Below are 12,910 nucleotides of genomic sequence, written 5' to 3'. Positions count from 1 at the left end.
AGGTCCCAGCCCTCGCTCCCCCAGCTGGGAATCACGGTCCAGCCGTGTTCGGCGATGAGGTCCATCCACTCGTACCCGCCGTCGGCGTGGTAGTCGCGCAGGACCGGGGCGTCGGTGATGACCTCGCCGGTGTCGGCGGTGGTTACCGTCTCGGTGGTGATGGCGTTCATAGTGTTACTCCTTTTGCAGAGGAATGTGGTGGGTGGGGCGACCAAAGGTGACCGGCCAGCTTCCCCGCTCCCCCCGTTGTTTTTTGGCTGCTGGCGGAGCTTGCGGAGCTGTGCCCGACGGAGGCCCGTCTACCCGAAGGGCAAAGGGTGGGAAATTCCTGGAGGAAATAAGCGAGGCACGAGCGCCGGAAGGAAATTCCTGGCCTGCGGGCCCCGACGAAGGAGGGGCTGGACGGGGTGGAGCGGGCACGTACGATCCGAAGGACAGCAGCCAAAAAACGTCGTAGACACACCAGGTTCAGGGACGGCGGAGCTCTGCGGAGCCGGCACTGGACCCAACAGCCGGCCGCGCCAGCGGACGCCCATCAGGGCGTAGCGCAGCGAAGACCCAGGGCTGGCCCGGGTTATGCCCATTGGCGGGCAGGTGGAGCCCTCCGCACAGCTCAAAGCTGTCCCCACTGGGTATAACCCGGGTCCTCGAAGCGGTTATCTACGGCATTCTTTCTTCCGCGGGATGGGTCACCGATGCCGGATCCAGCTCCGGTCGGGCCCTCATGAAGCGTACGGCGTGCCGGAAGGATGTACCGGACATCGCGGTGTCGGCCGAGACTTCGACGACGAGCGGTTCCACCAGGGTCAGCTCGGTTTCGCCGGCGTCCGCGTTGAACCGGTCCAGCACCGTGGATTTCACCCGGTGCGGCCAGGGATGTTCCGGGCCCGCTGCCTGAAGCTGCGATCCCAGGAGTTTCGCGGCGGCGGCCTTCAACGGCGCCGAGCGTCCGACGATGCGCAGCTTTCCGTCGACGGACAGCCCGACGACGATCGACTGCGGCCTGGCGATTGGACCGATCACCGCTGCGCAGACAACGTCTGCTGAGTGGCGGCTCTTGATTTTCTGCCACTGCCGCTGGCCGCCCTCATACGGTTGGCCTGCATCTTTGATCATGAGCCCTTCCACGCCCAGAGCGGGCAGTTCCTCGAACCATGTCGCGGCTGTTTCCGGGTCACTGGTTCCGGGGCACAGTTCGAGGCCGCCGGCCCAGTCTTTCGCGAGCTCTTCGAGCAGCCGCCGTCGGACCCGGAACACCTCGCCCCGGAGATCGTGTCCTGCGATAGCGAGCAGGTCGAAGGCGACGAAGTGGGCCGGCACCTTACGCACCAACGTGGGGAGAGCCTTCGCCGAGGTGACGAGCCGCTGTTGCAACGCAGTGAAGTCCAGCCGGTCCTCGGACCAGATCACGACTTCGCCATCAAGCAGGCAGCCGGGAGGCAGCAACTCGGCTGCCGCGTTGATCAGGTCCGGGAAGTACCGGGAAAGGTCCTTGCCCTGCCGGGACCAGATGGAAGTCTCCTCCCCGTCGCGGCTGATGACCGCACGATACCCGTCCCATTTCGGCTCGTACCAGGCTCCCCCGGGCAGCGCACCGGGACCCGGCAGCTTTTCCACCGCTCGGGCCAACGCCACCTTCACCGGCAGACTCAGACCCACCGGCAGCCCGGCATCCATGCAGCCCACGATACAAGGAACGCCTTGGACTCACTGGGCGGGACAGCCTGCTCCCGGATTATCGTGCCTGTCGCTGGGTAGCTCGGCTCAGCCCTCACTAGTCATCAGCTATCCGAGACAGTATGAGAACTCGGAGATGAAACTTGGGGTGTGATGATGACGAAAACACAGGTCAGAGCCGGTCTGGTGGCCCTGTATGTAATTGCCACAGTCCTTGCGATTCTTACTGGCAATCTGAGGACATTTCTCGTAATCGGAATTCCGATGGTGATCGTCACCTACCTTGCGGCAGGGTATGGGCTCAAAGCTTATGAAGAACGCCAGCGCAAGGCCGAAGATACTGACCAAAGCAAGTAGGACATGTTGGAAGCGAAGGGCTCCACAACGCACGCCTAGCGACCTCGACCGAGCCGCGAGGTACGCCCTGACGCGACGTGCGCAGTGCATCTGCGGCTCAGCGCCACGGTTCCCGCATAGCATGTGGGGAACGAGCAAGGCCGGCCGACGAAGGGGAAGACCGTGTCTGAGAGCGACTGGGAGGCATCTCATGCGATCTGGGAGCGCATCTACAATCGCGTGGAGGCTCACCAGGCATCGGGTCGCGGCATCCTTGTCCAAATCAGGGAGCACCAGGCCGTGCCGGCGAGGCGGGTCGAGGCCGAGCTGCAGCAGCTGAGCGAAACCAAGATGCTCCTGTCCCAGGCGGTGATGGATGATGTCGACCGGAGGGACCTCGAACTGCCGCTCGACCGCCTGTGGAACACCATGCAGTTCCTGCACGAAAACTCCCGCCGCATCACCCCGCCCTCCAGTGAGCAGATCCAGATGATCACCTCCGGTGCTACGGCCCCCGAAAACCGCAGCGAAAGAATCGAACACTACCGGCAGACGCTGATCCTCATCCTGCTGTCACGGCCAGTCGGAAAAGCTTTCTGGGACCTGACCAGAAAATTCGTCGAAGCAGTCGATGCAGATTTGAAGGACAACGAAGGGCCCAGGCGCCAGTTGTCCCTGATGCGCCAAACTGTCCGGACCATCGCGCCGGACTGGATCTTCAAAGACAAGTCCGGCTATGCGTCGCTCGGAAAGTACGCATACCGGACCACTAAGATTCACGGGATTTACGCTGCCGGCCTGCCCGGCCTCGGGAAGAGAGCGTGAGGGTTGGTCACTGAGAACTCGTGGAGGAAGTCAGCGACCGGGGTCAAGATCACGTGATCCGACTCGTTCCCGCAGGAGATCGGTGAGCAGGCGCAAGTCGCGGGCGCCCTGTCCATAGTCGATTAGGGTGGTTCGCGCCCTCGGCCGGCAAGATGCGTAAACCCTGGTGCCTGCGCGTCTCATAGTTCTTGATCTCGATGACCTCGCCCCAGCGACCGTCTTCCGCCCGCGCCAGCACGCAAGACGCTGAAATCTTTGGTTCGGGCGCTTCGCTTAATTCGAATATGTGTTCTATTTTTAAGGGATGGATCGGGAGGTGCTGGCGAAGCTGGCGGCCCGTTACACCAGGCGGGCCGAGCCGGTGTCGCTGACACCGGAGGAACTGGATTTCGAGCACTGCAAGGTCACCCGGGTGGTGCCGGGTGTGCCGGTGTGGGCGTGGATCCGGTTCCCGGGTGCAGCCGAGCTGGTCGCCGGTGAGGCGTTCGGCTGGACGTCCCGGGCGGTACAGGTCACCTGGACGGACGCAGGGGTCCGCCGGGTGACCTGGGTGTGGGCGTCGGCGGTGCGGCGGCGGAACGATCAGGTACGGAACACGGCTTTGGGAGAGAGGACGGCGCAGGCCAATGACAGCGGTACAGGAACACACAGGCCAGAGAACGCTCAATGAGCCGGTCGAACTCCGGTTCACACCCCAGGGGGTGCCGTTGGCGGTGCGCTGGCGGGGCCGGCTCTGGCCGGTGGCGGCCGAGCCGGTGCACTGGTTCAGCCGCTGGAACTGGTGGGAATCGAACCTGCCGGCAGGGAAGGGTCAGGGCAACATTGTCGGCGTCGAATTCTGGCGCCTGCAGGTGCGCGCCACTTCGACGTCGCCTCTGCGGACGTTGGAGGTCCGCAAACACCCGGGGTGGGAAGGCTGGCATCTCGTCCACCTCTCCGACGAGACCTAAGACCCAAAGACCCGCACAGAGCAGCCCTCCGCTTGTTTTCCCGGCACCAAGCCTGCGGTTCCAAGCCGGAAACTCGGTCTTGCCTATGGGATGCACGCCAGATTCCTAAGCGCATTACCCACTCCGCCAGCTGGCTAAGACAGCGTGTGGGCGTGAACGTCGACTGCGGTGAGATGATCCGTTTTGGACAAGCCGGTAGGCACACAGGTACGGGAAGCGGCCAGGAGCGGGCCGCTTCCCGCAGGTCCGAATTGGCTGTGGACTTCCTTCTTAGCCGTCGCCGGGCTTGCGCGGTTTCAGTCCGAGGCTTGCAGCTAACTCTTCCTCTGTCGTCCCTCTTAGGTCATCGGTTCTGGCGAGAAGGAGATCTATAGCCAGCCTAAGAAGAGTGTTGTCTGTAATTCGCTCGCCCGTTGTTGTCCCGTCGGGAAGGCGGCGGGCCGTGTTCAGTCGTCGAGTCAACAAGGTTAGTTCGTCCGCTTGTTCGGCGTACACGCGAGCTTCACGACGTTTAAATTTCAAATACTTCGGAACTCTGTTAGTCACAGGGTCTGGTGTTGTACTAATTACGGACTGGGCGGCAACTGTCGCAGATTGCAACGACTTGACTTCTTCGGGCACGGGTTTTGGGGCTACCGGCTCAGTCCGGTTAGAACGAATGAGTTGCCTTACTTCGCTCTTGGGTGCCGCTGCCTTTGGTGTCAGACCGCTAAGAGTCCGGCGCGTAGGTGCACTCAACGGGTGGCCTCCCCTGTCGCAACTGGGCCTTCTGAAGTTGCCACACCTTCATTGGCAGTGATCCGGGCGACGATCTCCTCTCCGAGAGCTTGGAAATCTTCGGCAACGCCGACAGCACTTTTTGATCTGGGGCCGTCGTGCTGAACGTTGTTACGGCGCAACTCCCACCACTTTGGTGCAGACAGAACCGCTTCTTCGAGTTCGAAAGCCAGCAGCCCTCTTTCACGGCTCTCTTGCGCTGCCGCCTCTGCATGTCTAATTGACGTAGTGAAAATCGGCGCCCCCTCCCCCAGGTCGTTTAGCACAGCTTCTCGAGCGGCCTCGGATACTCGCTTAGCTGAGCGGTTGACGCCGAACAGCACGACACCCAGAAGGTCAATGTCCGGATTGATCTCCACGACTGCGTCCAGCCGGCGCGCGACATCTCTGAGTCCCTTGCGCGAGGAAGCGTCAGTCTTCACCGGGATCAATGCCCAGCGGGCCGCTGCTAAAGCCGCTTGCTGAAGCGTCTCTTGGCCCGGCGGACAGTCGATGAAGATCAAGTCGTAGTCAGGTGCCGCTGGCGCAAGGGCTGCAGCCAATGCGGCCTTGGCGCCTTGCGGATCCTTTTGCGCCTTCATGGTGAGACCGGCTGCTGCCATATCTAGATGCGAGCCACCGACTAACACGTCGAGATTCTCCCTGATGCCCACGACGGGTTTGAGTGCGCTACCGAATGCCAGTGTCTGGGCAAGCCCCAGCCCGTCATCATTGACGTCACTCGCCGTGTAGCCCAGTTCCTCAGCCAAATTGCCCTGGGGATCCATATCCACCAACAAAACCCTGTAGCCGCTTGCGGCAAGCATGCCACCGATGTTGGCGGTGATCGTTGTCTTTCCTACACCTCCTTTGCCGTTAACGACGGCAACCACTCGCTCCAGTCCCTGTGTCATATGCGCTCCCTTCCTTCTTTGGCCATCTTCGCGCCCGAACTATCACAAAGCCGGGAGGCGCGCCGTAACTCTGTAAGTCCGTGACTCCAGTACTCTGTTAGTTCCAGAGTCAACCGCCCCTCATGTCCTGCGAAGGACTTGACGCTCCACAAGGGCAGTTGGGGCTGAGTATTTGACTAACAGAGTTACAGAGGGAAGCAGTTTTACCCGCGATCCTCGGCCAAGAACTGGACTAATGCACCGATTCCGCCCTCCTGATACTCCGTGAGTCTCAGACTCTGTTAGTCCCGTACTCGCAATCAGCGGACGCATGACCGCTGGGGTCCTGCCCCCGTTTGACTACAGAGTTACAGAGACAAGCAGTTTCCCAAGTCCCAAAGTCTGTAGCTCTGTTACACCGTTACTCTGTTAGCCCCAAGACTTACCCAAGTGGTGCTGAGTAAATAGAACGAGCGGTCAGGCTCCTGGGCGGGCGTTTACTGGACTGCTGCAGTCAGTTATCGCTATTTCCTCGTGGCGCGACATTAACCAACCTGTACGGATCGGGGGAGTCAATCGAACGGCGTTGATGGGCAAGAAGCGAAAGCGAGCCTCGGTCACATGCACATCCAACAGACTAACGGACTAACAGAGTTACATACTCTTTCCACTCGGTAGCACCGCCATCTGCACCCAAGGCCTGCCGTTGAGTACAGGTCATGGGGGCCCTGCCGCCGCAGTCAGGCAGACGGCCCAAGATTCCTCGCCAGCAATACCGCAGGCCAAAGCCCAATCATCGCGGTGCACCAGCTCAACTCTGGGACTACAGAGTTAAGACGCTCGCCTGTAGACCACGTCCACTAGTGATTGTTCTTCTGGAGGTCCGTCGTCCCAATATGGGTAGTCGTCTGGTGCCAGCGCCAAAAGTGGCTCCTTGGAGAGTATGCGTTTCGCCAACCATTGGTGCCAAATTGCTCGTTCAGTGCGGTAACGCTTGAGCTGGGCTGCAATGCTCTCCAAGACTCCGAAGCGTTCAGCCAGTGCCCGGAGACTTGTCGCTTCTACGAATTTCCAGCCCTCGTGAGTGCGTTGGATCATTTTCCACGCGGCCAGGATTTCCAGTGCTTGAGCGGTGGCTCTGGGGGAGAGGCCGCTGGATCGCGCGATATCGGCTGTAGTGAGGGGGATATCGCTTTGCTCGATGGTCTCGTAGACAAAGGCGCTGACAACACCGAGCTCGCGGAAAACGGGGCGGAGTGCGTGCAGTTTCCCTGGCTTCCAGGCTTTACGCTCGGCACTTTCTCTGAACTCGTCTGGGATGACGAGTTCGTAGAGGTCCGCATGCACGCCGCGTGCTTCGTTCGCGAGCCGAATCAGGCGATGCTCTCCAGTGGCTAGTTCACGCAATTGCCTGGCAACTGTGGTCTCGTGTGTGCCCGTGGCCAGTGCAAGTGACCTCACACCGAACTCAATGAAGCGGCTGCCGGCCTTGCTGGCTGCTTCGCCCATCGCCCGGAGCAGCATCCGCGTTCCAAGCCCTGCCCTGGAACCGATCAGGGAACGTTCGTAGGTGGCCAGCGCGTTGCGCCAGGTGAGCAGGTATTGGTATTCAGCGGGGGACTTCGGTTGCGGCAGCAGGGTAAGTACAGGGGGGTGTGTATTTGGCGGGCTTGTGTAGCTTTTATGCCGGTTGTTATTCCCTTCATTGCGGACTTCATGTTTTTTAGTGAAGCTTTGGACGTAGGTGACGGCCTTTTGCCAGTCCCGGTGCAAGGCCTTGCTGCGGTGGGTGGGGGAGTACCGGGAGTAGAACGCGACCATGCCAGCCCAGGTGTTTTGGTGCATCAGACGCTGAACATCCGTCAGGGACCAGCCGGCCGCAACCGCGGACGCCAGCACGCCTTGGCGGGCCTCCGACGGGCTGGAGTACCGGCTGGTGTCGTAATTGCCGCTGCGGGCAATAAACTCCTTGGCTTGGGGCAGTGCCCGCGGTCCGCCGGGGCGGGGCAGGGTTTCCGCAGGTTCCAGCAGCTCCAAAGGCTGGCTCCGGCGCTGCCTGACAGCGTCCAACTCATCGCGCAGGTCCTGGCGCAGGTGCTCCCACGCCGGCCACTTGTTGCGCCGGGCCTTGGCGACGTCGTAGGCAGTGTTCAGGCTCATCGTGAGCCTCTGGTAACCGCCTTTTTTCCAGACACTTCCGGGTACCCGGATGGCTCCGGTGGCAGCGTTTTCGTGCGGGCCGGGGTCGATGCTGGTAAACCGCTTGGACAGGGCCTGAACGAATTCCTTGGCGTCAGTGAACACCACGGCAAAAGCCAGAGGGATGTACAGGTGGCGTCCGCCGCTGGGGGACTGGTCTTCGATCCAGCGCACGTCGTTGGCCGAGAACCAGGTACGCAGCCTGCGGTAGTCGTCGTCGACTTTGTTCTGGCCGCCGCGGCTGACGTCCAAGTCCAAGCAAAGGGTACGAACCATTCCGTCCCGGCCGCAGGTCCGCACCGCTGCCGGGAATGAGGGGAGGGCTTCGGACAGGGCGCGTTCGCCACTGTTTCTGTAGGTCTTGCCGCCGTCCTTGGACAGTCGCATGTACGGGCCGGAGGCGATCAGCGGTGCAAGGGCTCGCCACTCTGCCGCGGCCAGGTCCCGGTCTGAGGAAGCCGATGGGGAGCCCGTTTTCGACGCGCCGGGCGGCGTGGTCGGCAGGGCATCACTCGTTGCAAATGCGCGTGCGTGTATGATGGACTCAATTCCATATGGAAGAGGGCATGAAAATACCCGGTTCTGTATGAAGCTTGCTGTTGAAGAATCTTGGCGGAGACGCAACAGTGAGCTTGGATAACTTCATTTAGAAGGCCCGCTTCGTGCGGGCCTTCTTCGTTTAACTGGCCCGGCTGATAGGCAGAGCCTCCTGACCGTGCAGTGAATCGAGATCGATGGACATCAGGTGTTCGTGCATGACCCGGGCAACGTAATCGCTGACCGTACTGCCTTCAGCCTCGGCGACGCTGCGGAGCTTGTCAGCGTCGGGTACCGGCATTCGGGCTCCAATAAGGTGGCGTTCGCCTTTACTACGACGCCCGCCGCGACGGTTTCCTGAGATAGCCATGTGGCAATTCAAACGGTTACTGTAACCGATTGACGTGAAGCTGTTCGGCGTGTCGGGAAACACTTGGTTGATCCTCAAACCACTGCTCGGGCTGCCGCTGACGAACTCCGCTCGTCGAGTACGGTGTCCACTTGATAGAGCCAGGGCTTGGTCGGAGCTGGCCGGGGCGCTTTGGCTGCTGCAACTGCACCTAGTGGCGGGGTTTCGCGGGTAGTTGTAGCTGGCGAGGCGGGCAGCGCCGATCGTGCCGCATCATGCTTGACTCCGGGCATGTTTCCTTCCTTGTGCTAAACATGGTCATTGGATTGCTCGGGGAATGTCTAGGCCTTCCACGAGCGGGGATACCGTCCTATAAGAGTGTACTCACACATGCGTGACTCATGTGTGAAAGTTCGTGTAGTGGAGATGTAGTGCGCAGAAGTAGGGATGGGTTCGCAGAGGTCGGCCTGCCACGCCGAATGCCACAGGCCACTGTTGAGCAGCTGCAACTTGCGGGCCAGGTATCTTTTGACCAGCTGCTTGCCTCAGTTGAAGCCGTGCATGGCAAACCTATTACTGTTCGGATAGTGCCAGAGTCCGCCATTCCTGGCCTTTCCGGACTTTGGCTTGAAACAGATGTCAAGTCCCACATCCTGGTTCCTGAAGATCACTCGGACCTGCACCGAATGCACGTGATCTGCCATGAGTTTGGCCATATCCTGCTCGACCACGAGGGGTGCGACGGGCTCGCCGCTTCCATGCCGTCGGTCTTCAGCCATGTGGGGCAAAAGAAAGGCATCAAACGCATGCTTGCCCGATCCCCGCAATGGAACGACATGGAAAAGGCCGCCGAGGAAGTCGCCTACCTGCTATCTCGAATAGTGCTGGCCACGCCGGCTGCCCCGATCAGTGACTTCGAAAAGGTCTTTGGATGAGCCTGCTGCAGATACTGCCTGCTCTCATCCTCTGGACGGTGGTGCTTACTCGGATCGTTGGGTTGAGGTTCGGCTGGAAGCCTGGAATTCTCACGGCGATGGTCCCCGTGTCGATTGGCACGACACTGAATATTGATCCGGTGTACCTGGCCGTTGACCCTGTACTTGGCGATCGAAATATTCTGAACTTGTTGGTCCACCTTGTTTTGGGGCTTGGCATGACCGAGCTCAGTCGTCTGATCGTAGCCGCGACAGGAGCCTCAAACACCCGCTGGCGCTTACTGGTACTGGCGGGAATCGCGTTCTCGATTGTTCAAGCTGCTCTGCTGCTCACCTCAGAAACGCCAGGGTCAGCCACTAACTTCACCGACGCTTTCGCGGGTATTCCAACTATCGGTTGGTATCAGAGCTTGTTCTTCGTCTGGATCGGGATCATCTCCGGTTACACCGGAATCGAATGTCTTCGCCGGGACAGGACCGGCGAAACGGCGTCCTTCCGCGTCGGGTTCGATATCACCGCTGTGTCTTGCCTTATCGGCGTGCTGGCGGTTGGGGTCAAGCTGCTGCTGGTGGGGCAGGCGGCGTCTGGGGTGGGAAGTAACGCCTCGAATATTGTTTATGTGGGCTACCGGGCGTTGGTCGCGGTTACCTTGATTGGCTTCGCTGTGGGTTTCGCGCTTCCTGCGTACCAGCGCATCCGGTTGCAGTGGGCTGAACGAAGGCGAATCCGAAGTGCGCTTGTGAGGCTTCGACCCATTGTGGGCCGGCTCGTTGAAACGGATGCGGGCCAACGAGCTAGGGAAGGAGCGGCCCTTAGTCTGCGTCCGCGGTCAACTCGGAACCAGCTATACCGATGGGTGATCTTCATTCACGATATACGGGTTCAAAATCCAGGGCTTTTGTCCGCCGACGAAATCGAGTTAGTAGACACCATTGAGGCAAGAATTGCACACCCAGGTCCGATTAGCGCCGCCCAAGTCCAGATTGGCAGCTAGTTTCTCGAAGGTGTTCGCACCCGCAGTTGTCCTGCTAGTCGTTATCGTCTTGGCTGGAGTGAATGCCGGGCTCGGTTTCTTGAGTGTGGTTGCGCTTGCCGTCGGCATCATCGTCGTCCCCGGATTCACCTACAAGAAATACTCCCTGGTCTCCGAGAAGCTGGGTTTGCCTGCAACATGGCGGACAGGGGTGGTTACAATACTGACTGTTGTTGGGGTAATTGCTTGTGCTTTGCTGAATGTCCCGGCTCCGGTTTCGGCAACAGTCGCAGGACTCGTAGCAGGAAATGCGGGGTTGGCCTTGGCACGACGCTGGCTGAACGCCTCGGCCCACGTGTCAGTTATATCCTTCGCTGCTCTATGGGGGACGGCGGTATTCGGCCCTCCCCTCGGTTGGCTGTTGGTACTATCGCCAATGATGATGGTGAGTCGAACCGCTCTGAAGGAACACACCTGGGGTGAAGCCTTGGCCGGGGCCCTTATCGGGATAGCCACCTTCGGCTGTTTCGTCGGAGCTATAAATTGGAGCTGGATCACTTGAGCGATTTCGACCTGTCTCCGGAGCGGGCCGCTGGGATCCGCCGAGCAGAAACGCTCGCACGGAAGATCAATCTTCTGCTGGACGTGATCATGTCTGACAGCGGTAAGCCTTTTGACTACCCGGCCATCCGTGATGGGGCGCAGAAGGCCGGCTACTATCTTTCCCGGACCAGATGGTCACTGCTGAAGGCAGGCAAAGAGCAGGTGGTCCCGAACGAAGCACTGCGCGCGATAGCTTCTGTCTTCGACGTGGATCCTGAGTATCTCCTTCAGGAGGGCGGTAAATTGCCTGAACGAGTGGAAGCTGAACTGGAGTTGCTCCGCAGTATGAGGCGCGCGGAGGTGCGGAACTTCGCCGCCCGCGCCCTGGGACCGGTCGATCCCGAAGCACTGAAGGCGATTACCAAGATCTTGGACGAGGAAACCTAAGGCAACGTCCGGCAGGTACCCTTTCACCGACGCATGTAGCACCGCTACTCCCTAACCAACAGCAGTGCTGTTCACGCATGTGTGACACATGCGTGATAGGGTCAATCCGATGCAACGGGATGCCTGCACACATCTAGTCGTCGATGATCGCACCATAGAGGGCACCTCATTCGCCCAACAGATACCTCATGTATATGAGCCCACGCTCGCGCAGCTTTGCGAGGTCGATGGTGTAGCGGACACGCTGTCCGATCCGTTCACCGACCTCCCCGTCAGCAGAGACGAGCCCTTCGGCTTCAAGAGCCTTGATATGGGTGTAGACCTGCCGGTAATCAACGCCGATTCGTTTTGCGACATTGCCGGTGGTGTCACCACTCGGTTGCTGAGCCAGGTCGCGGATAACCGCCGCCCTCAAGGTGTTCGCGTTGAAAACACTCAAAGCATTTCCAACCTCATGGGGAAGCCCGGAAATCGGCTTGTAGATGCGCGGCACTCCATAATTCTCGCCTACCTCATCGCAAAGTGATGCTACCATCACTTTAAAGATGATGCTTGTCTTATCCTTTCCATTGCTCAGAAGGGGGATCAGCCTTGCAATCGCCAGGTCTCCTTACCGGCGCCGTTGCTTCGGTGTCCGTGTTGTCCCTAGGTTTGATCTTCGCCTTAGCGCTGCAGCCTGCCGGGTCGGAACCAGCCTCGGCAGTATGCGCACCGGCCGTTTCAGCCGCTTTCGACGGCAATGCAGCGGTTGAGGGGTACTCGGCGGAGCAGCTGGAAAATGCTGCGGCCATCATCAACGAAGGCGACAGGCTAAACCTGCCGGTCAAAGGGCAAATGATCAGCGTGATGGTTGCCTTGGGCGAGTCAGGTCTCAGGGTCCTGGACCATGGCGATGGCCCAGGCCCGGATTCCAGAGGCCTGTTTCAACAGCGCGACAACGGCGCGTGGGGCTCCTACGCAGACCGCATGGACCCAACCATCAGCGCCACGAACTTCATCAAGGCCTTGCAGAAGGTTGAGGGCTGGGAGCTGTTGGAGCCGACCCTTGCCGGAAACAAGGTCCAGCGCAACGCCGACCCGTACCACTACCAGAAGTACTGGCCCGAGGCCGTCAAGCTCGTCCAGGCACTCTCGGACGGGAAGTTCTCACTGGAAGGCAGCGACTGCGCCATCCTTGGGAATTCCGGTGCCGGGGATGACTACCCGTGGAAGGACTCTCCCACCTGGATGCAGGCGGGAGCCGGAGCTGCCGCCGCGTCGCCGCTGGGCATGTTCCATCGGGAATGCGTGGACTTCGCGCTGTGGCGCGTGAACCAACAGATGGGTTCGACCAGCGCACCGTTCAAGTTCCTCAATGGCACCTTCCGCCCGGACGGGCAGAAGTTGGGTTCTGCGCTGACGTGGAAGGCCGGCTGGGATGCCAAGGGCTGGCCCACCGGTTCCGTTCCTCGTGTCGGGGCGGTTGTCTGGTACGCGCCGGGGGCCGGGG

At 60.3% G+C, this 12,910-nt stretch carries 14 protein-coding genes; 9 read left to right on the top strand and 5 right to left on the bottom strand.

Annotation, left to right across the window (positions count from 1 at the left end; translation table 11 throughout):
• Positions 1-660: 660 nt before the first annotated feature.
• A complete protein-coding gene (locus tag AC5RWT_RS28205) occupies positions 661-1,677 on the bottom strand; it encodes an ATP-dependent DNA ligase (RefSeq protein ID WP_494083076.1) in 1,017 nt (338 codons plus the stop codon).
• Between the two features lie 150 nt (positions 1,678-1,827).
• Between AC5RWT_RS28205 and AC5RWT_RS28200 the strand changes: the two genes are divergently transcribed.
• The 4 genes from AC5RWT_RS28200 (at position 1,828) to AC5RWT_RS28185 (ending at position 3,788) form a co-directional block, all read left to right on the top strand.
• Positions 1,828-2,034, top strand: coding sequence for a hypothetical protein (locus tag AC5RWT_RS28200; RefSeq protein WP_494083075.1), 207 nt, complete (start codon positions 1,828-1,830; stop codon positions 2,032-2,034).
• 162 nt (positions 2,035-2,196) lie between these two features.
• Positions 2,197-2,838, top strand: a complete 642-nt coding sequence (locus AC5RWT_RS28195) for a hypothetical protein (protein ID WP_494083074.1) — start codon at positions 2,197-2,199, stop codon at positions 2,836-2,838.
• 304 nt (positions 2,839-3,142) lie between these two features.
• Positions 3,143-3,508 (top strand): hypothetical protein, encoded by a 366-nt coding sequence (locus tag AC5RWT_RS28190; protein ID WP_494083073.1) that lies wholly within the window; start codon positions 3,143-3,145, stop codon positions 3,506-3,508.
• Positions 3,465-3,788: a hypothetical protein gene (locus tag AC5RWT_RS28185; protein WP_494083072.1), complete on the top strand. Its 324-nt coding sequence runs from the start codon at positions 3,465-3,467 to the stop codon at positions 3,786-3,788. The genes AC5RWT_RS28190 and AC5RWT_RS28185 overlap by 44 nt, the downstream gene beginning before the upstream one ends.
• 734 nt (positions 3,789-4,522) lie before the next feature.
• On the opposite strand, the gene AC5RWT_RS28180 is transcribed toward AC5RWT_RS28185, so the two are convergent.
• From AC5RWT_RS28180 to AC5RWT_RS28170, 3 genes are all read right to left on the bottom strand, one after another.
• Positions 4,523-5,458: a ParA family protein gene (locus AC5RWT_RS28180; protein WP_494083071.1), complete on the bottom strand. Its 936-nt coding sequence runs from the start codon at positions 5,456-5,458 to the stop codon at positions 4,523-4,525.
• 810 nt (positions 5,459-6,268) lie between these two features.
• A complete protein-coding gene (locus AC5RWT_RS28175; RefSeq protein WP_494083070.1) occupies positions 6,269-8,023 on the bottom strand; it encodes a MarR family transcriptional regulator in 1,755 nt (584 codons plus the stop codon).
• Positions 8,024-8,315: 292 nt separating this feature from the next.
• Positions 8,316-8,474 carry a hypothetical protein gene (locus tag AC5RWT_RS28170; protein WP_364651386.1) on the bottom strand — a complete coding sequence of 53 codons (159 nt, stop codon included), beginning with the start codon at positions 8,472-8,474 and terminating at the stop codon, positions 8,316-8,318.
• A 527-nt stretch (positions 8,475-9,001) separates the two neighbouring features.
• On the opposite strand from AC5RWT_RS28170, the gene AC5RWT_RS28165 reads away from it, so the two are divergent.
• The 4 genes from AC5RWT_RS28165 to AC5RWT_RS28150 are packed head-to-tail and all read left to right on the top strand — an operon-like array spanning position 9,002 to position 11,421.
• Positions 9,002-9,457, top strand: a complete 456-nt coding sequence (locus AC5RWT_RS28165; protein WP_494083069.1) for an ImmA/IrrE family metallo-endopeptidase — start codon at positions 9,002-9,004, stop codon at positions 9,455-9,457.
• Complete coding sequence (locus AC5RWT_RS28160; protein WP_494083068.1) at positions 9,454-10,452, top strand: hypothetical protein; 999 nt, start codon at positions 9,454-9,456, stop codon at positions 10,450-10,452. The genes AC5RWT_RS28165 and AC5RWT_RS28160 overlap by 4 nt, the downstream gene beginning before the upstream one ends.
• Before the next feature lie 10 nt (positions 10,453-10,462).
• Entirely contained in the window at positions 10,463-10,993 is a 531-nt protein-coding gene (locus AC5RWT_RS28155) for a hypothetical protein (RefSeq protein WP_494083067.1), read from the top strand.
• Positions 10,990-11,421 (top strand): hypothetical protein, encoded by a 432-nt coding sequence (locus AC5RWT_RS28150; RefSeq protein WP_364651398.1) that lies wholly within the window; start codon positions 10,990-10,992, stop codon positions 11,419-11,421. Before AC5RWT_RS28155 ends, AC5RWT_RS28150 begins: the two co-directional genes overlap by 4 nt.
• 166 nt (positions 11,422-11,587) lie before the next feature.
• On the opposite strand, the gene AC5RWT_RS28145 is transcribed toward AC5RWT_RS28150, so the two are convergent.
• The gene (locus AC5RWT_RS28145) at positions 11,588-11,914 is read right to left on the bottom strand and encodes a helix-turn-helix domain-containing protein (protein ID WP_493941375.1); all 327 of its coding nucleotides are present in this window, start codon (positions 11,912-11,914) and stop codon (positions 11,588-11,590) included.
• A 98-nt stretch (positions 11,915-12,012) separates the two neighbouring features.
• Here AC5RWT_RS28145 and AC5RWT_RS28140 point away from each other — a divergent pair.
• The coding region (locus tag AC5RWT_RS28140) for a CHAP domain-containing protein (RefSeq protein WP_494083066.1) at positions 12,013-12,910 on the top strand (898 nt) is incomplete at its 3' end.

It is taken from the genome of Arthrobacter sp. Dra40, assembly GCF_059091905.1.
This window is presented reverse-complemented; position numbering and strand designations above follow the sequence as displayed.